28 protein-coding genes and 1 tRNA gene are annotated in these 21,663 nt (G+C 41.9%); 4 read left to right on the plus strand and 25 right to left on the minus strand.

Annotated elements, in window-relative coordinates; translation table 11 throughout:
* Position 1 precedes the first annotated feature (1 nt).
* From HDR73_RS08985 to HDR73_RS08995, 3 genes are read right to left on the minus strand one after another with little or no spacing between them, the layout of a single operon-like run.
* Positions 2 to 595, minus strand: coding sequence for a hypothetical protein (locus HDR73_RS08985; RefSeq protein ID WP_287136368.1), 594 nt, complete (start codon positions 593 to 595; stop codon positions 2 to 4).
* Positions 595 to 2,193, minus strand: coding sequence for a terminase large subunit domain-containing protein (locus tag HDR73_RS08990; protein ID WP_287136369.1), 1,599 nt, complete (start codon positions 2,191 to 2,193; stop codon positions 595 to 597). Before HDR73_RS08990 ends, HDR73_RS08985 begins: the two co-directional genes overlap by 1 nt.
* A 2-nt stretch (positions 2,194 to 2,195) precedes the next feature.
* Positions 2,196 to 2,972, minus strand: coding sequence for a DUF723 domain-containing protein (locus HDR73_RS08995; protein WP_287136370.1), 777 nt, complete (start codon positions 2,970 to 2,972; stop codon positions 2,196 to 2,198).
* Between the two features lie 251 nt (positions 2,973 to 3,223).
* Here HDR73_RS08995 and HDR73_RS09000 point away from each other — a divergent pair, with 251 nt between their 5' ends.
* The 3 genes from HDR73_RS09000 to HDR73_RS09010 are packed head-to-tail and all read left to right on the plus strand — an operon-like array spanning position 3,224 to position 5,855.
* Positions 3,224 to 3,895, plus strand: a complete 672-nt coding sequence (locus tag HDR73_RS09000) for a hypothetical protein (protein WP_287136371.1) — start codon at positions 3,224 to 3,226, stop codon at positions 3,893 to 3,895.
* Positions 3,896 to 3,901: 6 nt separating this feature from the next.
* Entirely contained in the window at positions 3,902 to 4,654 is a 753-nt protein-coding gene (locus HDR73_RS09005) for a hypothetical protein (RefSeq protein ID WP_287136372.1), read from the plus strand.
* A gap of 25 nt (positions 4,655 to 4,679) precedes the next feature.
* Entirely contained in the window at positions 4,680 to 5,855 is a 1,176-nt protein-coding gene (locus HDR73_RS09010; protein WP_287136373.1) for a hypothetical protein, read from the plus strand.
* Between the two features lie 538 nt (positions 5,856 to 6,393).
* Here HDR73_RS09010 and HDR73_RS09015 read toward each other — a convergent pair.
* The 10 genes from HDR73_RS09015 to HDR73_RS09060 all read right to left on the minus strand — a co-directional run bounded on the left by HDR73_RS09015 (position 6,394) and on the right by HDR73_RS09060 (position 10,922).
* Positions 6,394 to 6,855, minus strand: coding sequence for a RusA family crossover junction endodeoxyribonuclease (locus tag HDR73_RS09015; RefSeq protein WP_287136374.1), 462 nt, complete (start codon positions 6,853 to 6,855; stop codon positions 6,394 to 6,396).
* Positions 6,849 to 6,919 (minus strand) — tRNA-Cys (locus HDR73_RS09020). The genes HDR73_RS09015 and HDR73_RS09020 overlap by 7 nt, the downstream gene beginning before the upstream one ends.
* A gap of 172 nt (positions 6,920 to 7,091) precedes the next feature.
* Positions 7,092 to 7,331, minus strand: coding sequence for a hypothetical protein (locus HDR73_RS09025; RefSeq protein WP_287136375.1), 240 nt, complete (start codon positions 7,329 to 7,331; stop codon positions 7,092 to 7,094).
* Entirely contained in the window at positions 7,331 to 8,050 is a 720-nt protein-coding gene (locus HDR73_RS09030) for an MBL fold metallo-hydrolase (RefSeq protein WP_287136376.1), read from the minus strand. Before HDR73_RS09030 ends, HDR73_RS09025 begins: the two co-directional genes overlap by 1 nt.
* Before the next feature lie 553 nt (positions 8,051 to 8,603).
* Positions 8,604 to 8,762: a hypothetical protein gene (locus HDR73_RS09035; protein WP_287136377.1), complete on the minus strand. Its 159-nt coding sequence runs from the start codon at positions 8,760 to 8,762 to the stop codon at positions 8,604 to 8,606.
* Between the two features lie 300 nt (positions 8,763 to 9,062).
* Positions 9,063 to 9,332 carry a hypothetical protein gene (locus HDR73_RS09040; RefSeq protein WP_287136378.1) on the minus strand — a complete coding sequence of 90 codons (270 nt, stop codon included), beginning with the start codon at positions 9,330 to 9,332 and terminating at the stop codon, positions 9,063 to 9,065.
* 62 nt (positions 9,333 to 9,394) lie between these two features.
* Positions 9,395 to 9,874: a DNA N-6-adenine-methyltransferase gene (locus HDR73_RS09045; protein WP_287136379.1), complete on the minus strand. Its 480-nt coding sequence runs from the start codon at positions 9,872 to 9,874 to the stop codon at positions 9,395 to 9,397.
* Positions 9,871 to 10,185, minus strand: a complete 315-nt coding sequence (locus tag HDR73_RS09050) for a hypothetical protein (RefSeq protein WP_287136380.1) — start codon at positions 10,183 to 10,185, stop codon at positions 9,871 to 9,873. Before HDR73_RS09050 ends, HDR73_RS09045 begins: the two co-directional genes overlap by 4 nt.
* Entirely contained in the window at positions 10,182 to 10,436 is a 255-nt protein-coding gene (locus tag HDR73_RS09055; protein WP_287136381.1) for a hypothetical protein, read from the minus strand. The genes HDR73_RS09050 and HDR73_RS09055 overlap by 4 nt, the downstream gene beginning before the upstream one ends.
* Before the next feature lie 30 nt (positions 10,437 to 10,466).
* Entirely contained in the window at positions 10,467 to 10,922 is a 456-nt protein-coding gene (locus tag HDR73_RS09060; protein WP_287136382.1) for a hypothetical protein, read from the minus strand.
* 24 nt (positions 10,923 to 10,946) lie between these two features.
* On the opposite strand from HDR73_RS09060, the gene HDR73_RS09065 reads away from it, so the two are divergent.
* Positions 10,947 to 11,336, plus strand: coding sequence for a hypothetical protein (locus tag HDR73_RS09065; protein WP_287136383.1), 390 nt, complete (start codon positions 10,947 to 10,949; stop codon positions 11,334 to 11,336).
* Between the two features lie 480 nt (positions 11,337 to 11,816).
* Here the strand turns inward: HDR73_RS09065 and HDR73_RS09070 are convergent, their stop codons facing one another.
* From HDR73_RS09070 to HDR73_RS09125, 12 genes are all read right to left on the minus strand, one after another.
* Positions 11,817 to 12,218 carry a YopX family protein gene (locus tag HDR73_RS09070; protein WP_287136384.1) on the minus strand — a complete coding sequence of 134 codons (402 nt, stop codon included), beginning with the start codon at positions 12,216 to 12,218 and terminating at the stop codon, positions 11,817 to 11,819.
* Positions 12,215 to 12,535 carry a hypothetical protein gene (locus HDR73_RS09075; RefSeq protein WP_287136385.1) on the minus strand — a complete coding sequence of 107 codons (321 nt, stop codon included), beginning with the start codon at positions 12,533 to 12,535 and terminating at the stop codon, positions 12,215 to 12,217. Before HDR73_RS09075 ends, HDR73_RS09070 begins: the two co-directional genes overlap by 4 nt.
* The gene (locus HDR73_RS09080; protein WP_287136386.1) at positions 12,519 to 12,779 is read right to left on the minus strand and encodes a hypothetical protein; all 261 of its coding nucleotides are present in this window, start codon (positions 12,777 to 12,779) and stop codon (positions 12,519 to 12,521) included. Before HDR73_RS09080 ends, HDR73_RS09075 begins: the two co-directional genes overlap by 17 nt.
* A gap of 961 nt (positions 12,780 to 13,740) precedes the next feature.
* Positions 13,741 to 14,196, minus strand: coding sequence for a hypothetical protein (locus tag HDR73_RS09085; RefSeq protein ID WP_287136387.1), 456 nt, complete (start codon positions 14,194 to 14,196; stop codon positions 13,741 to 13,743).
* Entirely contained in the window at positions 14,193 to 14,522 is a 330-nt protein-coding gene (locus tag HDR73_RS09090; RefSeq protein WP_287136388.1) for a hypothetical protein, read from the minus strand. The genes HDR73_RS09085 and HDR73_RS09090 overlap by 4 nt, the downstream gene beginning before the upstream one ends.
* Complete coding sequence (locus tag HDR73_RS09095; RefSeq protein WP_287136389.1) at positions 14,519 to 14,929, minus strand: hypothetical protein; 411 nt, start codon at positions 14,927 to 14,929, stop codon at positions 14,519 to 14,521. Before HDR73_RS09095 ends, HDR73_RS09090 begins: the two co-directional genes overlap by 4 nt.
* 358 nt (positions 14,930 to 15,287) lie before the next feature.
* The gene (locus tag HDR73_RS09100; protein WP_287136390.1) at positions 15,288 to 15,998 is read right to left on the minus strand and encodes a recombinase family protein; all 711 of its coding nucleotides are present in this window, start codon (positions 15,996 to 15,998) and stop codon (positions 15,288 to 15,290) included.
* Between the two features lie 5 nt (positions 15,999 to 16,003).
* Positions 16,004 to 16,780: a phosphoribosyltransferase family protein gene (locus tag HDR73_RS09105; protein ID WP_287136391.1), complete on the minus strand. Its 777-nt coding sequence runs from the start codon at positions 16,778 to 16,780 to the stop codon at positions 16,004 to 16,006.
* A 32-nt stretch (positions 16,781 to 16,812) separates the two neighbouring features.
* Positions 16,813 to 18,309 (minus strand): nicotinate phosphoribosyltransferase, encoded by a 1,497-nt coding sequence (locus HDR73_RS09110; RefSeq protein WP_287136392.1) that lies wholly within the window; start codon positions 18,307 to 18,309, stop codon positions 16,813 to 16,815.
* Positions 18,310 to 18,417: 108 nt separating this feature from the next.
* Entirely contained in the window at positions 18,418 to 18,885 is a 468-nt protein-coding gene (locus tag HDR73_RS09115; RefSeq protein ID WP_287136393.1) for a hypothetical protein, read from the minus strand.
* 207 nt (positions 18,886 to 19,092) lie between these two features.
* The gene (locus tag HDR73_RS09120) at positions 19,093 to 19,476 is read right to left on the minus strand and encodes a hypothetical protein (RefSeq protein WP_287136394.1); all 384 of its coding nucleotides are present in this window, start codon (positions 19,474 to 19,476) and stop codon (positions 19,093 to 19,095) included.
* A gap of 2 nt (positions 19,477 to 19,478) precedes the next feature.
* On the minus strand, positions 19,479 to 21,620 hold the full coding sequence (locus HDR73_RS09125; protein WP_287136395.1) for a P-loop NTPase family protein: 2,142 nt from the start codon (positions 21,618 to 21,620) through the stop codon (positions 19,479 to 19,481).
* Between the last annotated feature and the right edge of the window lie 43 nt (positions 21,621 to 21,663).

Consider the following 21,663-nt stretch of genomic DNA (forward strand, 5'->3'; position numbering starts at 1 on the left):
CTTAGTCTTTTTCTATTAAGTTCCATTTTTCCATCGCTTCTTCCTTGCCTATTTGATAACATTCATGCCGAGTCCACGGGCATACATAATCATATACTCTTGGTGTTATTATTTTCTCGTCAACTTCCTCTTTTTGCATATCCCATTTATCAACAAGTTTGACACGAACCTCCAATTCCATCTTTTCAAGGTCTCGGAGTGTCTTAATATCTGACTTATCGCACCGCTCACGGAGTTCTTTCACACGTTTTAACTGTTCAACCGCTCCCGCAAAGTTTTCCTCCGAAGTAATCAATTCTTCTTTCGAGCCATTCTCTTTTTGTTTCTTCAAAGCCCTTGCTACAATATCCTCCTTGTTTTGGTCGGACTTGGTAAGGTCTTTTTTAAACCAATGAATCAAATACTGGATGCTACTCATTGAGTCATAGTCAACAACATCTGATTCTTGCTTCGGAGCAGAGCAATTGATTACCGTATATGCTATCGTAGGGTTGTCAAAATAGACACGCATTAAAGCATACGCCACATTACGTATCGTAACGTCGTGTCCGCGCTGCGCCGCATCATTTACTATGTGTTTAATTATATCTTCCATTACGCCCAAGTTGAATCATCATATATATCTACCATATCGTATGGGTATTCGGATTCCTCCTTCACCACCGCACGCTCATGTGCGAGTTCCTGCCCATATTCGGATTGCAAATCGGGATAGAACCGCATTGCGCATGGATCAAGTACGTCCATTGAACGGTTCTTTCCGAGTTGGGTATTCATTTCTTTTTTTGTCAGAAGCCTCTGTTTTCCGCTTGCCGATGTTGTGTATTGCACCACCCCACATTCCTCCGTAAACTCTTCAAGTATCGTTATCTGAGTGTTCAGATTCTGATGCACATACACAGCGTTTGCAATACTCGGTTCTATTGATATTCTGCCGCTGTTTAACGCTTCTACAAGTCGCATATAACACTCGTCTTTTAGAAGCATAAAACTGCGTTTGTATAGTCCGCGCGGAGCATGACAAGAGTCAAAAGCTATGCCATCGGGTATTCTTTCGTGAAGATAAGGAGAACGTCGAGAGTCAAAAATGATATGATTTTCAGGAATATCATGTTTTCGTGCCATGCGCTTTATCCACTCCACATTCTTATCAGTTGTGGCAGACGGCAATATCTTGTAGTCTATGATATGATAGCCATCCCAAACAAGAATGAAAGTATTATCTGTGCCAACATCCGCGACATCCGCAGTAAGCCATTTCACTCCGCTTGTCTGAGGTCCGTTGGTTGCGATTGCACGAGCGGACGCAGGACTGATAGGAGCGTCCATGTCCTCGTCCAAATCCACGTTCCAACATCCCATCAAGTTTGCCTGACGTTGTTTCTCACCCATAGCGGCGACACTACCGAGGTACCCGGCGTTGTCTTGCATAAGTGAGGTATTTTCTGATAATTTACCCGAAAGGAATGTAGTGCTTTTTATTAGATCTTTGTATGTATAATCATGCCCTTGTCCTCTTAGAATTTCGTCTATTGAACCTTTACACTGACGGTAAACATCTTCGGGGGTATCTCCGAATACTACATCTGATATATCCTTGCCCTTGACATAGAAATAGCGGACTACGCCATCTCTCTCTGGTATCGGATAACCTCGCTCATCAACCCACCAGTCTACCCAAATGCGGAGCCAATGATTTCTCTTCGGGTTGCAGGTCAGGCGCATCTTCCCTGACCACTTTGCCTGTGAACGGTTACGAGACATAAGAAGTCTGATTGTAGACCATTCAAAGCCTGTCGCCTCATCGACATAGATACATGAATACTGCCATCCCTTTACACGTTCCAGCACCTTATCCTCGCGTTGGTCGCTCATGTGGGTAAAATCAATGAACGAGCCGCTCGGAAATGTTAAGCGGGGGTTCTCGGAAATTTTAAGAGTTGCAATATTGCCATATAACTTGGACGCTTCATCTGTACCGCCACCACCAGCGCGGATGTCGCCAATGTTTCGGCGAAGAAAGACCATACGAAAGTTCGGGTCAGTCGTATGTTGCGCAGCCATAAGCAACGCACCCATAGACTTGCCTACACCCATAGCAGACCCTCCAACGAGAAAATCAACGTTGGATTGAACGAATCTCTTTTGGAATCCCTCATGACATTGCCATATTTTGATTTTATTCTCCGCCATATTCAATCCGTTATTTCGACTTCATATCGCATCATTGCGTCATAGACTTTCTTTGTTATATCACCTCGGTCGTAATACTCTTGCGCAACTTCTTTTATATATTTTTCCTTTGCTTCCTTGTAAGCGTAGAACGCTTCTTCGGGAGTATTATAATAACCAAGATGCACATGCTTGCCATACTTAGTCACAACAGACCTATATCCATCTCTACCTTTATTAACAGAAACGCCTATTGGCAAATATCCACGACAAGCGTGTCTTCGTGTAAAAATACTATTTATGAATTGTGGAACGAAACAACAAGTTTGAGGAGAGTAAATTTTGTTGCCCTTGAATAGAATATCTTTATCTATTGCATACCCTTCGCGGTATCCGTTGGCGGGGTCTTTTACCCATTTCTCAAAAGCCGACAAAAGATGCCATTCATCACATATCGTGCAATCTTTGTATGTAGGTTCTTTTTTATGATACTTCGCGTCCTCGCATCTATTTATCATACTCGTCCAAATATCGCCAACATATCCGTTTGCAGTATAGTAGCAATCATTCATATATTTACCACGGATTGTCATTTTTAGGTTATCCGCCATGCAATATTTACATCCATGTCCCTTTAGGTGGTTGTGTGGCAGTTGCCAAAAATGATGACCATGTTGGCACACTATTTCTACGGGAGCATTAGCACCTTGATACTCTGACAACGTATAGTCGAATATTCCTTTTCCGTGTACCATCTCCGCTTCTTGAATGAATTGTTCGGTTGTCTTGCGTTTAGCCATTGTTTATAGATTAAAATTACGCCATTGTAAAAAAATAAGGGAAGACGCACAATGGCTTCAAGCGTCTTCTCATCGGACAGCTACTCCGACTATCCCTAATGCAAATTTACCCTACAACCCTCATTCTTTTCTATTAAGGAGTATTTTTTTTATAATATAGTATTATGATTTTTATAAATCCCCCTATTGTTTCACGTGAAACAATCAAATATTTTTGCACAAAAATATATTTTTAATTTCCAACATTTTATATGAAGTTTACAACCGAACAAGCCGTAGAAGCCCTACGCGCAGAACTGACGAATAAAGGCAGGAAGACCCTGCACATGTCAGAGAGAACGCTCGCGAAACAAGCAGAAATCCTCGTGAAAAAACTCGCGAACGAAGAAACAGGACTTCCCGAATTTGTTGCCGATGCTATTGAAATTCTCAATGAGTTTGAAGGTGATGCAAGGAAGAAAAACTCTGATTTCGCCAAGTATAAGGAATTGCATCCTGAGTCTAATCCCAATCCTCCCATAAACAACGAACCTCCGAAGTCAACGGAGAATCCTGAAATGAAAGCACTGATAGAACGTATAGCCGCTCTCGAAAAGGATAAAGCAGAATCCGTTAAGAAAGCGTCCATCGCGCAGAAAAGAAAGGATATTACCGCAAGACTAAAAGAGAAAGGCGTAAAGGACGATGAATGGCTCAATGATTTCCTCTCGGAAGTAAACATTACGGAAGATTTTGATGTAGACGCAAAAACAGAATCTTTTGTCAAACTCTACAATAAATCTAAAGCAAATAATGGAAATTCTGTTCCTCCCGCGAGTCCGAATGGAGATAGTAGCAATAGCGCAATCGCTCAGTCTATAAAAGCAGCATCCGCGCTTGCTAAGAAAGAGAGAGAACGGGTAAGTATTGAAAGTAAAAATTAATAACTTATGGTAACACAGAAACAAGGCGGTGTATTTTTTGGTCGCGCTCGAATTGCCAAGAAATATAATAATGGTGGTGCGCGTCATGTGACTGCCGAAATTCAAGGTATTAAAAACAATCTCGTATGGGCGCCGTTTGGCGGTATTTTGCGTAATCCTTTTCCGGGTGTTGCAAAACTTTACGAGGCAGACCCCCTTTATATCGAATATGATGAAAAGGGCGAAAATCCTAAATTGTGGTGTATAAAAACTTATATTGCTTCTGCCGACTCAGAGGGTAAAACGCTAAATCTTGTAAGAGACGGATACAAGCACATCCCGTTCGTTGGCGATACTCTTATGGTAGACCCTAAAGAATTTGGTGGTGCAGGCACAGTCGCGAACGTTGTCGCAGTTGCAAAAACAACTGACGATGCAGGTCAGAAAGTATGGAAACTCACCCTTGATACTGCTCTATCTGTAAAGGAAGGAGATGTTCTTGTCGAAGGTGTTTCTGATGCCGAAGATGGCAAAGGTGGTGAAGGGAAGTGGATTGTGAATGGATGTAATGGATGGATGCCGTGCGATATGGATTTCGTCTATGAACCCGTAGCAGACCCCGACGACGATGACAACTTCGATGACGCTGAATATGGTTTTACTCCTGTTGCCGGAGTATGCGCATACACACATCGAATGTCACCTCTGCCCGAGGCTATCCTTAAACTTAACAGATGTCTGTGGAATGGTATTTTCATGCACACTGCAACACCTATTTAATAACCGCTTAAAAGAGAAATAATATATGAAATTTTCAGTAGAAAATGCGGCTTTTACACAACTTTGGAACTCAGTTGAGGGTCCTACAATCCTCACTATGGTACTCAATGACCCCGACCTCCTTTATGTAAAGCCCCACTATTTTTCAACTGCTTTCAAAATGGGTAGATATGTACCCACCGATGAAACAGGTCTTGCTTCGTTTACGGTAAAAGCAGAACTTCCTGCTCACTCTACGCTCATGGATGTACGTCAACCGTTAGGTGAAGGTAAACCGCTTGAAGAGGGCGAATCTCTCAGTTACTCTGGTAGTATTCGTGGATTCATTGCTCCGACATATAATGAAACGGCAATGGCACGACTACAAAAAGAAAAACTGATGGAAAAGTATGGTTCTGACGCTGCTATCCTTAAAGGATTCGCAACAAACGAACTTGCTCCCCGTATCGAGTCAGGCTATCAAACTCTTGATTATCTCGCACTCAAAGCAGAAACATCTTTCAAATGCTTCTACGACAGAGGCCGCGGTGGAAATGCTAAAGTATATGCAATCCCTCAGGAATATCGTCAGTTTGTAAAAGCCGGACCTAAGCCGTGGACTGACCCCGATGCTGATATTCTGACTTCTGTTATGAATATCCAAGAAGCAAAATGGCTTGAATGGGGTGTTGAGATTCCGATGCAACTGAAAGTTACTGAGGACTTCTTCAAGAATGTGATAATGAAGAATAATATCGTTATCAATACATTGAAGACCAATTGGCTTACAGCACAGGGTCAACTTGTTGCAGGCATTGATACAGTCAGCAATTGGGTTGTCACCGAGGATAACTTCAATCGTTATGTAGCGGATTCAATTCCCGATTTCCCGAAACTTACAATTGTGAAGTCTAAGCAGATGGATAAGGGTGTACTTGTAGACCCTTGGGAAAATGGAATCGTTATCCTTTGTCCTACTGGTTTTGCAGGCGAGATTCTTCGTACCAATTCGCAGGATGAAGAGATTTATAGCCGATTTGCTAATAACGCTTGTCAGTTTGCGTTCTCTCGCACTGCGGACGACCTTATGGTTGTTATGAACTCAGTTTTGCCGAATGGTAATCTTAAGGAGTATCATACAAAGGTGTGGATGGATGCAGTTCCTGCGCTGACAGATTTCCAATACCGTGTTCTGATTAACACCAAAGAAGCGGGTGAGTGAATTGCGCATATCGTCAGATAATAAAATAGGGTGGCTATCACAGTCACCCTATTTTATTGTTTAACAAAAAAACCAACTACATATATTCTTTCTCAAACCATATTGACGCTTTTCGCATTGTTGCGTATCGCTCGCATATTTCCTTTGGTGTGTAGTCGAAGCCAAACAGTATTTTAGTGTGAGTTGGAGTTTTTGACTCCACTGTTGCTGACTTACCGCGAGACGAATAGTTTCTTACGCGAATAGCATCATTTTGTAAATCATCGGCAATATTGTCAAGTATAGTTTTCAAATATACATCATATTTCAACTTCTTACTAAATGAAGATACCTGATGATAGACGCTCGATACTTTCACCTTCCTTGATTCCGCATATCTTTTTACGAGATGCGGGTATCCCTCCTTAATAATATATCTAATCAAGTCGCGAGCGGTCTTATACGCATAACTGTAATTAGACACGAAAGGGTTATCAATCATTAAGTATCTTGATACTGTATCGTATATCAAGTTTAGTTGTTCGTCTAAAGTCATATTTTACATTTGTGTTTCAATAACAAATTCAATACGCGGATTTTCTTTATCAATCAACTTGCGGGCGTGAATTTCAGCGCACAATCTGTCATTTTTTATTGCTTTGCAAGACTGCAAGCAATCCTCAACCACCTTTAGCGCATTATCAAGGTCAGGGCGGTCACTGCTGAAATATACATCAACCGTTAGTTTAAAACGCCTATCTATATTTGTGTTACGCAATCCACACTGCATGAAGAAACTTTCCTCATATTTCTTTGTCGCTTGTGTTTTTGTAAGCGACCCATGCCTGTTTTTGGCGATTATACGGTATGCGTTTGACTTGCTTGGGGGTTGTCCTAATATAACTTGCTTTGGGTATTCCATTTGAAAAATATTAGTTGCCTCTGAGGGAATCGAACCCACTCCAAGAGAACCAAAATCTCTTGTGCGACCGTCACACCGAGAGGCAATATTTGAGTCCACGGCGAGAATCGAACTCGCGATGAAGGTTTTGCAGACCTTAGCCTTACCACTTGGCGACGCGGACGGGTAAAAGACTGCACATGAGATTCATGTTTTATCTGCATTTGTTTCCATTCTCAATTTGCAGGTCTGACTCTTGCAGCTATAACTGCCCTAACTGCCCTGAGGAATCTCTAATAAGATTTCGTATAACTTACCCTAATGTTTCAAGGGATGCAGTCTTTGTAAGTGCAAAGTTAATAAACTTTCGGGAATCCTCCAAGCGGGTTGGAGGAATTTTTGAGTCCAAGTATTTCATACAGTCTTGCTTGTTGCTCACTCATTGTCGCGTCAAAATCTTTTTGAGCCTGCTGCATCCTCAACTCTTCTTTCAGTCTTGCAATCTCTATCTCCTGCATCTTTATCAACTCTTGTTGCTTGTTGATAACATCCTCGCGCAGTTCCTCGAGTTCCTTTCGTGTTCTTTTCTTCTTCATTAGAAATCTTCTTTATCCAAAATAAAGCGGAGATTTTTTTCAGCAATCCACACATCCAACCCCAATTCGGACTTAAATCGTTCCTTGAACATAATCTCATCGGATAGTCCCGAAGATAGATGAATCAATATGACGCTCTGTAAACCTCCGTGTCGCAGTCTTTTTACCGTGGATATACATTCCTCCATTTCCATGTGATTTTGGCTCTGAGAACGCAAGACATCGCCATTCACAAGTGAATCCAATATCAACTCCTGAGAGTAGTTTGCCTCAATGAGCAGGTGATTGCATCCTTTTATGTTGTATGGGAATCTCTCAGCATCGGTTATAAAGAGTAACGTCTGTCCGTCGGGTATCGTTATATGATATGCTAAGTTCGGGCAGTCACCATGCGGGACACTAAGAGGTAAGACCTTGAATCCACCGATGGTGTAACGTTGCATCGGTTTGAGTATTTCCACCTTTGGATTACGAGCGGCAACGTCAGAAGATGAATATACCTTCAATCCATAATATTGCAATGCTTTTATTGAGTGCGAATGGTCTGAGTGTCTGTGAGTTACGCAAACTCCCGCGACGGGAGTTATATCGTAGTTCAGGGCATTTAGATACTCTTTTGCCTTGCATCCTGCCTCTAATATCAGTTTATTATCTCCGCATGTCAGTATGTAGCCGTTTGCGGAACTACCTGATTGGATAACTTGTAGTGTTGCGCTCATATATAGTTTGTTTTAGACTTTCTATATAAGACATCTCTTTTGACCACATATCGGGCAAGATACGAAGATTTTACGAAAATAGTAATCCTCTTCTTTTTGGAAATCCTCCTTACCAAATGAGAATACGCAACCGCACACCGAACATTTGTGCGTAGGCTTTTCGATGATTTCTATGCTCATTTGAATTTGATTTTAAGCTCGTTTATTACCCAATTTCCCGAAACCCTTATAGGTTCAGAAAGTGTTATCTTTTCGAGAGATGAATCTGATTCGGAGAGACACTTCTTCTTTTCCAAATGAAGAACCATACATCCCCCATTATCAGGCAGCAAACGCATCACCATTGTACTCACTCTAACCAAAGATACAAGATTGTAGATGTAACATTTACCTTTATACCACACCCAACAATGATTAGGATTAGGTATATCAGAGAACAGATATGTCGGTGCGTGTTTGTAAAAATGACCCAATCGTAACTGATTAGGTTTGCATCCTATTTTGTCTGCAAATATTTTCTTTAACGCTTTCTTGCAAGTGCGGTTGTTGTGTTTCATACCTTATCCTTAAACAAATTAGTCGCTTTCATCAACCCAAAATAGCCTCCATAAGAGCCATCCTTGAAAACGATTTTAAGTGGAGTGACTTGTTTTACATTGCACTCAATCGCCAACTTGCGGAGGCCAGCGATAAATTTATCTACGTCGCTCATGTCACCACTCCCATATTATGGCACCACAGATGCCGAATCCGATTATTGTCAATAGATACATAATCAATGGTCTAAACGACGGGAAGTCATCGTATTTGACCGCCCATATCCATCCGATAACCAAAAGCGCGATTATCAGAATGATGCAAAGTATGTCTACGTTCATTTCTTATCTTTTATAGGTTTCCAATTCGGGCATACTGCCATAGAATTACAACTCCAATAGCTGCAGCCCAATTTTGAGAAAGCGCATTTATACTCTTGTGTGGGGTCATAGTACCTACATTCGTTCTTCATAACTCATTCAAAAATGCTAAAATCGGGGTCTTTGTGATACACTTTCCCATTATATTTCTCCTTTGGTTTCGGTAAATACGGTTCCATGTAAGGTTTAATCGTGAGCCATTCGCCAAACTCACAAAGAATTTTCATAATAACGTATGAGTTATGCTCAAAGGTTGCATCAAACTCAGATGCAAGGATATTCCACGCATAACCTTTGCTTATTACGGGATTCAGACGCGATGCAACCGTCCAATCCATGACTCCTCTTTTTGCGTTTTTGAGCATATCCAATATATCCTCGTTTTTGATAATCTCCGCGAGTTTCTTACACGTTGATTTATTCAGTTTCATAACCTAATAAATTTACCGTCAATACCACACGTCCTTAAACACTCTGCATTATCTTCTCCGAACGCGACTAAGACACTACCGCATCCTGCACCGCTATTCGGCTTCACTCCATCGGGAGATTCAAATGTCAATCTGCCTTTGAGAATTAGCATTGCAGTGGCATTAGGAAAGATTATATCGTGCCACAGCTTTGTATCCATGCGGTTGAAGATTAACGCTATCCCGTTACCGTGTTCGGCTAACCGCTTTACAAACTTTCCGATTAGCGGATTTCTGTAAGGCGGATTAAGCCATACGCGATTATGCCACGGTTGCACCAATCCGTCATCATCTTTAGTGTAGCACTTCTTAGCGGTGTAGAAATCCTCCCTCGGAGCGCACGGGTCTAAGTCAAACTCACCCAAAGCGTCAATTATCCACTTTGGTGTGTACCACTCGTCTGTGCGGTTCTGTCCGCGCTCAAAGGAGGTGTTCATAACTTCCCCTCCTTTACTATCTTAACATCAAATAGGTATTCAATGAGCTTTTTGCAGTTTCCCATTTCTGTAAGAAATACACTACTTCCTATCTGTTCTCCCACGGCACTTATGCTTTCACAACGTTCAGCAATTTTCTCTACTCTATCTTTAGGCACGATGAAATAGTCCTTGGAGAGCCATCCAAGTGTCATTAGGGCATAACTCTCAATGGTAAGTCGATTGGATAATTCATATCCTCTCTTGGCAGGTCGCCCTTGATAGTACAAAGAACATTCTTCTGCAAGTTTATGTATATCTTCGCTTGTCATAATTTCTTGTATTCTTCGTTAACGTCTTCGCCCCACTTCTTCACAATGACACAGATTGCGTCAACGTATTCTTGGGGCATTTCTCGGATAGCAGACCATACTGCTTCTGCAACCTTTTGTGTACCCATCTCACGTTCAATCTGAGGATGGTGTATCAAAGTCAAAACGTCAGTCGCTTTCTCTAACGTGCGTTCAAGTTGGTTGGCGCGTTGGAGACGGTCTAAGATTTGTTTTTTTTCTTTTGCGGTCATATCGTCTGAATTTTACTATTTCACTTTTCATTATCTAATAAATGCCAGAGGGGTTATTACGGGGAGAGGGCAACGGCTCCCGACACGATACTTATTAGCCTTTACTTTCACAACGCAATTCGACATCATAAATGTAAATCCACTCAAGGAATCTTCAAATTTTGCCAAATTATACGCGCCTTTAATCTTCTCAATAACCCATTGCTTGCGTTGTCTAACCTTACGAATAAACTTGTTTCGGATAGCGTACTTCACAATCATCATTGCTTTCTGCACACCGATATGAAGTTTCTCGGTAATCGTCTTGTATGATAAACCCCAATCCTCAAACTTAGTCTTATCAATGCCACAGCGTTTCGCCTCGTCCTTAGCCCATTCAAATTCCTTTTGGGACTTCGGGTTTGTCTTAGACTTAATCACTTGCTTGACGTACTCTTTTCGGATTAGGATTTCTACAATGAATTGCGCGTAAAGCGACTTCTCCACGTCGGCGACGCTATCGTAATTCAGATGGTCGAGATTGATGTTGTTTCGGTTGTTTTTCGACGCGATACGCTTGAATCTGAGCGTTGTCTTGTTTTTGCCGATAAATTCCACCAAACCGAGGTCTTTAAGCGTCTGAACACGCTTGTAGAGCGTATTATAGTGGAGTCCCGTAATCTGATGCAGTTTGTAATAGGAGAAGTCTTTGATGCACGATGTCGGATTGTCGTGCTTGACAAAGATGAGCAAAGCAATGGCGCGGATAAGATTGCTATTCTTTCCGTGCTTGTCAGCGTCCGTGACCCATTCGTTGTATTTGCTCCTCTTTATACGCATAAAAACAATGAAAGCCGTTCCAAGGTACAGGGCGAACAGCTTTCACGTTATCCGATGCCTTCAAAGAGTGCCACTCGGTAAATCTTTATGTCAAATAATTATAGATTGTCTGCTTTATTCGGGACCTGTACTTCTCGGCTTTGCTGATGCAAAGATAGCGTTTATTTCTCAATCCACCAAATTATTTTTGAAAAAATTTTACCAATTCGCTAATTTCGTCTTTGCTGACTAAGCAAGTGACTTCTATAACCCACATATTATACCTGCGGTTGTTAGTGTCTAATTTCACTTTTAACGGACGTTGGGAGAGTGAGTATAGGTTTGTACCATACACGTCAACAAAGCGAAGAGAACGCAGCGTTACGCGCAAAAATCGGGTACTTCTGAGCCAACGTTGCATGAAATTGTAGTTTAGGCTATCTACGGGTATTTCAAACACCAAATAATTGGCATCGCTTGTGTAGTATTGTTCAATCCGAGGCGAATCTATAAGGATAGTTTTCTCATACACCACCTTATCCTTGTGCTGATGCAGGAATTGTGCGGTCATTGGTTGTATCATTAATCCAAAAGTTCAGGTGAGTCATAAATATTGCCAATGACCTCTATATCAAATATCCCTGCCTTATAGCCGGGAAATAAGCAGGTCGGATTACACTCTCTGTCCGATGATTGACACATCCATTCACCGTCTTTGTAAAAAACGTATGCGTTGCGATCTTGATTGTGAAGATTCTTAAACGTAAAATGTACGATGTCGCCCTCAAAGATGTGTTTGCCGTTTATATCGTCAACACCTGTGTATTGTCCGATAGTATCGGGGACAACTCCTTTCCACTTATCATTGCCAACCTCCATATAGAGATTGTGTTTCTTGCGTTCAATGGTGCCGTTAGCGATTGTCATGCCTTGCACCCATTTACCCTCATTGAGCGTCTTTGCTCTGAAAGTTATCTGTCTCATCTTTTCTTATTTGCTATAAATTCTTTTAATGCTTTCTTCATTAGAATGATAGACATTGGAGGATAATGTTTGTAAAACCCATCGTCAACAATCATCGTTCTATACTTTTGAGGATTAGTTTCAAGGTCATACAGAAAACTCTCAGCTTGTTCCAATGATAAATTTCTCCACCATGCCTTTACGTCCTTTACACGTTGCTGTTGCTTTTTGTACCTATCATTCGCTATCTCCTCAAATTTTTCAAGGAGTGTTTCGGCATCAATCGACTTGTTAAAGTCAATCGTTACTGAGGGGATGTTGTCAAAGATATTGCTCATCTTCTTTGCTGAATTTGATTGCTATTCCATATCTTACATCCGATGGTGCAAATTTTTCACCCCATTCAGTTCTGAACTCCCGAATGTCAGTATCAATGGATAAATCAATGTCACCGCAATCATACTGCTCATTAAAGTTTCGCACAATGTCACAAATGGCGTTTCTGATGTTGTTAGCCATGTGTTCTTTCAACTCGCGGATTTGACCCAAAGTCATATCCTCAATCTTGATTTTGTCGGTCATTGCTTCTTTGGTTTAAGGTTCGACAATTCTTGTTCAAGCATCTGAATGTGCTGATAGATTGAATCCTTTAAATAAGCCTTTCCAATAGGATTCAGAGCCATTTTATTCACGGCTCTGAATCCTATCCACAACTCAGCTATCTGGCGTTTCAGACGCTTCTTAACTTTTCTTATACTTGCCATCGTGAATAAATTCTGCAAACGGTATCGCCTCTCTATGCTCCATTACATCGTGCATTGTCGAGTCGAAGTCCTTTAGAAAGTCGGATTGGGTGTAGATATGGTCGGCTAAATTCTCATACTTTTCGATTAGAGGTTGTGTATTCATCCAAACGGATTGAATTGCCACTTTCTTTTTTACGCAAAAAGGATTCCTTAAACGCACGATACTCTTTCCACTTCCCGTCTTTGCGTATCTTACGCTCCATTCTGCTTTTGAACGCACAAAAACTACGATGGCTTTTAAGTGTTGTCAACTCAAACTCTGTGGCGGCAATTAACCATTCAGACTGAAATCTCACTGCTTGTCCGTGCAAAGAATCGTTTATGATGTTATGAAGAACCTTGCGAGCGCGGAGTTCGCGTTTCAGCCTCTTCTTAGTCTTCCTTATTGATGCCATAACCTTTATTTAATTTCAACACTTGTTGTCACTCTCTTAGCAAAGTACGCACGACACTTTACCAACTTACCTTTCTTGTCGTGCTCATGGTCGGTGAATCGTATCTCGTCGTAGTCATCGCTAAGAAACCTATCCACATTCTCCTTGCTGTCCATTATGAGGTCAAGCACTGCCTTTTGATAGATTAAATGGTCTTTGTCTTTACCATACCCTTTGGGCTTCGGCTCATCGCACAAGCAATGCTCACGCAGACGATACAGCATCATTCTTGCACCCTCTGTGTATAAACCCCAAGAATGTAGATTTGTAAAACCACTCTTGGCCTGATAGGGTTCAAGTCCTTCACTCATTATCTTTCAACATTTCAGGCCGACAACCTTTCATCCAACTGAAAAAGTTGATTCTCGGCTTGCGGTCGGCATTGATTTCTCTTTCCAAGAACGCGCAGTATTCAAGCCACGATTCCTCGGTGACGTTATTCTCTACGATGTATCGCAGTTCCTCCATACTCAGAGGACACCACCAATCGGCAAGGAATAATCCACTTCCGATTTTATCAGCCATCCACCAACTTTCCTCAAACGGGAAATTCCACATCGCACATAATCGTTTGCGGTACGCTTGGCAACAAAACTCATACCATATTTTGAGATTGTCTAAGTCCATCACAAACGGATTAATCTCTAATCGAGGATTCCACTCCATTGGATTTGCAATAATACCATAAGCGGCAATATCCGCTTCGGTAACGCTCCCGTTTGTTAACATCTTTTTGAATGTTTCATCTATTCCTTTCATAACTCTATCTCAATTTCGTTGCCCGTCAAGGCGTAGTGGATGTTTTGGAGTTCGTGCAAATCTGTTATCGGTAAATCTTTGTAATAGTACAAGTCCTCGCGCATCGCCTTATCATTCCAAAAAAAGTTAGGGATGTAAGGTAGGCTGCTCTTCACTTCAAAGATTTTGACCGGTTTTATTTCAGAGTATTTGCGGAAATAACTGCGTGACTTGTCGTTGCCGTGAAAGAATCCACATTTGCGACGAGATAGTCGTTCTACACGTACTATCTCGCCACTATCTCGTAGTTTCACGTAACAACCTATTCTAAGGTCGGTCGGCTTCATAGAGGTCTGTATTCGGAAATAGGCATCCACGCTGCAACATGGTCGGTGTTGCCATCATCATCGCCATTGTACCATTTCTTTGATTCATTGTCGTATGTCATTAACGCTTTCTCAATCTTTGAGCCGTAACGTAACGCACATACGACTTCAACACTTTTAGCGGGCTTCATCTCATCGTCTGCGGGAATCCACATTGAACGCGGAGTCGTGAAGATCTCCTGCATCTTGCCGAGCATTTCCTTGAAGTCCTTGTGGGTGTCATCGTATTCGGGAAGGTCGGCATCGTTGAGCAAATACGCTTCAAATTGTTGTGCCTGCGATATGGGGTAACTCGTCCCTGTCGCTATCGCCATTCTCAACGCCTCTTGGCGGAGGGTGAGTTTGTCTACGATTTTAATTGTTTCCATATCTTTGTAGTTTTATAAAGCGGGATTCCATCACCGAAGATTTAGGAATCCCGCTGTGAGATTATTGTTTCGGTTTATAAGTGATTGTCTGAACGGCTTCATATTCAGATGCGAAAGTTTCAACTCTTGCATCCTCCCACATCATCATCTCGGACTTCAACATAGAACATCCGGTAACACCGACGAATCCATCTTCGCATTCGTACACATTAGTTGAGACTACATACCACCTATGGTTGTCCGGGTCAAGCCCAGTTGCCACTTCCTTAGGACAGTTCTCAATTTCATCCTCTACCTGCCATAGAGAATGAAAATTACCGTTATTCACGGCTTCGATAAATTCCACTACTTTCATAGGTCAAAATTCTTCTTCGGGTTGAATGGGGGGGGCAGGAGATGGCGTGGCTTTCGCTTCCTTAACTTCCGCTACGGGGACTTCATCTACGTTAACTTCAACAACCTCGTGCTGTGGTACGTCAACTACACCCTCGGTATCTTCAACCTCCTCGCGGGTCGGAATGCCGAATGTAAGCTCAGGCGCATTAGTGCGTTGGAAGAACGCCCCTGCTCGATAGCGCAGCATGAGGTCTGGCATTGACTTCCATTTCGGATTCTTTGAAATCCATCCCTCACTTGCTGCCATTTGCATATCAACAACTGGACCATACACTTTGTCCCCATCCCAATCATAAGCATAGCAACGATAACCGAAACTCGGTTTGCCAACTTCACCAACCGGCTCAAATTTGAGTTTGGTTTTGTATAAGCCAGAACTATTCACCAAAGCAATGACGAATTGCCCCGAGAAAGACGGCGTTCCGTGTACAACATACAAGCCCCTCATAAGGACTAACGGATTCAGACCCATTCGGGCGGCAAGGTCAAGCGCGATAAGGCATGAGCCTAAGTTGTTCTGCCCTTGAAAGTTTTGAGGTACGATACTACTGCTTGACAAGGCATTCGCCATTCGGATACCCGTCTCGAATCCCTCAATGGTAGAGAATACCGCGAGGTCGGTTGATGTTCTGTCGGGCTTATGTAAGTCCAATTCTTTTTCTTGTTCTGCCATAATATTTAGAATATAAATTCATTTACGTTGAGCACCTTGACGTTGGATGGGAGTTCCTCATTCTGCCATTCTTTGTAGGTGTTGGTTATATACACTTTGTCGTACACTTCTGCAACACGTTTAATGCCATCTAACTGCACTGCGTGAGTAACTGCGAGGGAAAGCGATTTGGGTTCTAATTCGCGGAGTTTTGGAGCAAGTCCTACGAATGTGCCGCCTCCGTCGCAAAGGTCGTCTATCACGAGCAAATCGCAGTCTTTTACGAGGATTGCAGCCTCGGCTTTGAAGTCAAGCAACTTGCCCGTAGCCGCGTCACGTACTTTGGAACATATCACCGCGCAAGGAATGCTTTCTCCGTACCTTTCAAAAGCACCCTTGTCGGGAGCGACAAACAAAAATTTGTTGTCAGCGCTAAATAGTTCATCCGCGATTCTTTTAGTCATGCTAATCGGGAATGAGCATTTTATCATATTATGTGAACGTGACGAATGCGGCTCAATCACTACGACTTTCTTGACAATATCAAGCGAATTTATCACATCCGCAACTATTTTCAGAGTAAACGGACGATTGATTTCAAACACTCGGTCGCAACGCATCCCCATAAGATAGTATATCGTCAAAGTGAGTATTCTCACTTCCTGCCGTTTCAGAATATCCGACAACTGCATCAGGATAAAGAGGTCGTTCGCATTGGTTATGCGACATTTTACATCGACCATTCCGTCTTTGATAGGCTTGGTGAGTTCAAGGTGAACTTCCCCATCAGGGAACGTAATCACCTTGTATCCGTCGTTCTGTGTTGTTAAGTCAATTACTTGCATAGTCTTTCGCGGATTTCTTTAAATGATGTTTCTTTAATTAATTTACCGTCCTCAAATACGGTTTCAAGACAGCCACCTTGTTCTTTCTCTTTGCTGACACAATCCGTTGCATAGTAGATACCATTCTCGTCTTTGTCAACGCGGATAAGACCTTTTAGCGACTTCTTCATACCGCTATCAGTCTTAGGTGATTTAAAGATTTCACGGGATTCGCCGTTGACTTGACACCAGGTCGCTTTCATGGCAAATCCGAGTGAATCGCGGGTGCGATACTGATAGGTGTAAGACCCGATACCAAGTACAAGATTTGTTGCTGCAAATCCTTTTTCTTCAAGTCTACGGTAAATCTCTTTCTGACGTTCAAGGGTGATAGAATCTCCGTAGATTACACCGATATGCGGGTCAAGAACTTTATATCCCTTTTCGTTGATAGTTCCGCCGAATATATCCCATAGAAGTTCGTACACGCCTTTATATTCAACCTTATCAATCATTGATTGTTCCGAAAAACACTCAAAATCATCAGGTGTATAGCCGCAGATGATATGTATGGGGTCTCCACTATCGGGGCGGATTACCAAACGACCGTCACGCGCAAGTATTTCTTCTTTTAGACGGGGGATAAAGTCAGTGATTACCTGCCACAAATCCCATGTGTCAGAAACTATGCTGACAAATCCTTTTGGGTAGATTTCAGTAATGAAACGTTTGAACGTCTCAAATTCGTCGTCCTTGCCTCCAGCGCACATAACGCTATGCTCGCTTGCCGGAACTGTCATCGCAATAAGTTCTTTCTCCGCATCGGCATTGTAGTAATCCTCAATAGCGTCAATAGCAGGTAATGTTTCGCTCCCGACAAAAGATGTCAGATGCCCCATACCACTTGTGATAGATGCTTCAAGTCCTGCCATGCCACGCATAGAAAAGTCGTGACAGAGGAATCCAAGCATCACATCAGGCGAGAATCCCGTTTTTTCAGCGTGACGTTCAAGTTCCTTACGATAGACTCTCGCCGTAGTCGCGGATGTCATAGGCAACCACAACTCACAAGACATAATCGTTTCAAGGAAGTTGGTAAGCCAGAAGAACTCGGGCAATGTATTGATTACCGTAATCATCGGCACTCGAATAGGGCAGATAGAGCCTTCGGGCAGTGACTTGATGCGAATAGGCAGATACCCGAGTTTGTGTAATGCCCGAACATGTTCTGTACCAACTTGATTTTCTCCGAGGAATGTGTCGATACGCCTTTTAAAGGATTCTACCGCTACATCTTCGGGTAAATCAAAGAAGTCTTTATTGAACTTCTCAATAAGATACTTCTTGATGAAGTACTGCACTCCGAACACTACTGCACCATCTTTCGCTTCGGGGAAGTAAGCATTACTACGCGGAGTCCAATTGGAATACACATACTCTGTGCCTTTTGGATACTGACGACGATGGTCTAACTTATAGCCATCGGTCAATAGAATTGCATTTGTCATAATAAAAAGATGCACCGCAGCAGTCCGTTACTCCTACTACGATGCTCTTAAATCTTTCTTGCTGGTAACGGACAGCATTTTTTACACCGCAAAGATACGACAAATAATTTATTTGTGCAATTTTTTTGGAATAATTTTTATTCCTCTGTCTTTGCAATATGAATTGAACCGCTCAATCTTACGTTTCAATACCTTTGCACGTTCTCTGCGTTTCTTGCGGTTGCGCGGTGGATTGGTCTGATAAAACTCTTTGAGGTCGCCCTTAATCTCATCCAACATTGATTGAGCGCGGTCATACATCTTCTGAAATCCAAAAAACTTTGGCAGTTCTGCTATTTGGTCTAATGTGAGTTGGAACGAATATTCCGTTTTTAGAGATGTAAACTTATCCATTATATCCTCTAACTCTTGGTCGGGATAAAAGCCAAATTCTTCAAAAATAGCCTTATCCTCGTCCGATACTTTCTCGGGGTCGCAGTTAACATACAATGTGTCGTGTTCACACGCGGTTGGATATGAGTGGTCTCCATCCATATACTTTCTAAAAATCGTTAATGCTTTGATTAAATCGTCCATAGTTATTCTTTTTTTCAAGTTTGTCGTATCTTTTCATTCTCGCACAATTCGTGCCGGAAGTGCAGTTTATATCAATATAGGCGGTCATTTGAGCATGAGGTAATCTATACTTCGGCATACACGCGCCCGATTGCTTGTGGCAATGTCCGCTCGGCTCTGAATAATGCCGACAACGCATCCGATACATTTCTCTTTCGGGGGATTCAGTCATAACTCTATCATTAATGTTCGTGTTCCGTCTAAAATTTCCTTGAATCCCAAAGGTTCAAGACTCCTTTTGTATGCAATGAATCGTCTCCTGTCGGCACCTTGCACAAGTAATTTTATGCCTTTATAGTAAGAACGTTTAGTTTCTAAAAAGTGCAAAAGACAATTCTTAGCCCAAGACAAACTCTTTAAACCGTCGCGCCCTGTCTGTCTGCCGTCTTGAAATCCATCTCGTCTTTTTGTTGTAATGTAAAACTTGACCCAAAGATAGCCGTCAGTCGTTTTATATACCTCAAAGCACATAATCTGCCCTGCACTATTCTTTGCTTTGTAGGTATAACTATCTTCATAACCATCATCTTTTATCGGATTTATCTCATACATACTCAAAAAGGTATATTCTCATTATCTAACTGTGTATAATCGCATCCGAATGGATCATCGTCTTCAAAGGGATTGGTCGCTGATGGATAAAATGGAATCTCAGATTCGTAGGACGGAATATCCAATGTCTGTTGCTGAATGGACTCTTGCCAATTGTAATTGATTACCTCATAGGGGTCGGACTTTAAACGGTTGGATTCTATCTCAAACCATAGTTTGACAAAAGTACCTACGGCTGCTCCCTTATCTCGACATTTGCATATTTCAATCACATTTGTGCAGGTGCTTGACAATATATCATTAAGCGTATCCTTTGGTAAAAACTCAGATGCGGCACGCTCAAAGTCTGTATTGACGCGGTGACAAATAAATATATTTTGCGCCAAGTCTGGAATATTACCACTGCCACTAATTGAATTTGGCCTAAGGAATCCTAATGATTTATTTGGATGTGCGACAAGGTGTATGCAGACTTTTAATTCCTTAGCCAATCGCACAAGACGTTTAACCATCTCTTTCTGCTTGTCATATTTATCCCCATCTAAATCACTTAAATCCATACACATAAGATTGTCTGCTATGTAAACGTCATGTGGGTCTTTTGCGTGAAGTTCTCGAATGTCATTTTCAAGTTGCAAATAGTTATCACCATACGCTTGTTCATACAGACTAACATATTGATCTATCCAAGGATCTATCCTCTCTACTATTGGATTCGGGGTAAAATAAAAAGAATTGAATTTACTCGGTTTGTTAAAAGCCTTACCCGATGCTTGTAAATATAGCCAATTTTTTACTTCTGAGTCATCTAACTCGGCAGTCCATAATGCGGTCTTATACCCTCTATTAGCGGCATTCAGAATACACATATTAAGAATCGTACTCTTTGCAGAACCTCGCAATCCGCTCCATAAACTCAAATGTCCTCGTCGAAATCCCACCATTGCCGAATCCATCGCAGGAAAGCCGGACACAACGTAATCGTCTATAGAAATCTGCGCTTTCTTTACAGACCCCAACTTCTTCCATTTCGGACCTTTCTCTTCCGTTTCGGCCTGTGGTTGAAATTCAGGTCGATGATACATTCCGTAGTAGTTTCGTTTGTGAACATACTCAGAATATGTTTTTTTATCATACGCGGAGGGGTCGAAGTGGAGTCTAAAATCCCTAAAAGAATACTGCTGGCACGAATGATGAAAACAGAAGAAACCGTAACTATGGTCGCGCATTTCAAACACCGCTGAATCGGGAGCGTGATTGCCGCAAAAAGGGCAGGTTTCTAAAACGTACTTCGTGTAATCCTTGCTATCTTCTTTCTTCGCAACCTTAATATCGTACTTTTGCAGAAACTCTTCAAGATTGAAACTTCCTATGGGTGCATAGTGATTGCTTTTAGACGGAGTTTCCGCTTTTGGCATCATATTCGCTATGCGCTCAATAAGTTCCTTTGGAGTAACCTTAAACTCATCGGGAACTTTTACCCAAAAAGATTCTCTGTGTGGACGTTCTTGTGTAGACTTACCTTTGTTTGTTGTGGTTCCGATTATCTTTGCAATACGATTTGGGTCAAATGTAGAACAGTCTACTTCGACCTCATCAGTACCAAACAACATATTCAGCACGTTCAGGAATCTTTTTACCAACTGAGTGTTCTCGTCATTATTCGCCAATGCAACGCGATAATAGCAGTGTACACCGTTCGAAGAGTCGGCTACACACGGACTCTCGAAGTTATTGTCACGTAAGAACGCATAGACTTTATTCGCAACTTGTTTTGCTTTATTCTTTTCTTCCTCCGTGGCGCAGATTCCAGAACTTCGTTTTGGGTCGAAATCGAGCATAATGATATTTCTATGTTCGATGTTAGGTGCGCTTGTAGTTTCCTTTGGATTAGCGATAATCTGATTACCTTGCAATCGTGAAAAGCATTCGGGTTTGACGGCATTCAATGTTGCATAGATACCCATACCATCGTAAGGCTTGATAGCCGAAAGCATTGTTTCAACATCCTTGAAATACCCACTGAATGTCTGTTTTCCATTGAGGATTCTGACTTCAAACAAAAACGGTTTTTCCTCACCTGTGTCAGGGTCGGGTTCGCGTTTTAGCAAATCAAACCAAAGTCTTATCGTGCGCTCGTTCATAATACAAAGTTACAAATCATTCCGCAGGAATCAAACGACTCCT

Source organism: Clavibacter sp. (genome assembly GCF_014802555.1).
GTDB classification, from domain to species: domain Bacteria; phylum Actinomycetota; class Actinomycetes; order Actinomycetales; family Microbacteriaceae; genus Clavibacter; species Clavibacter sepedonicus.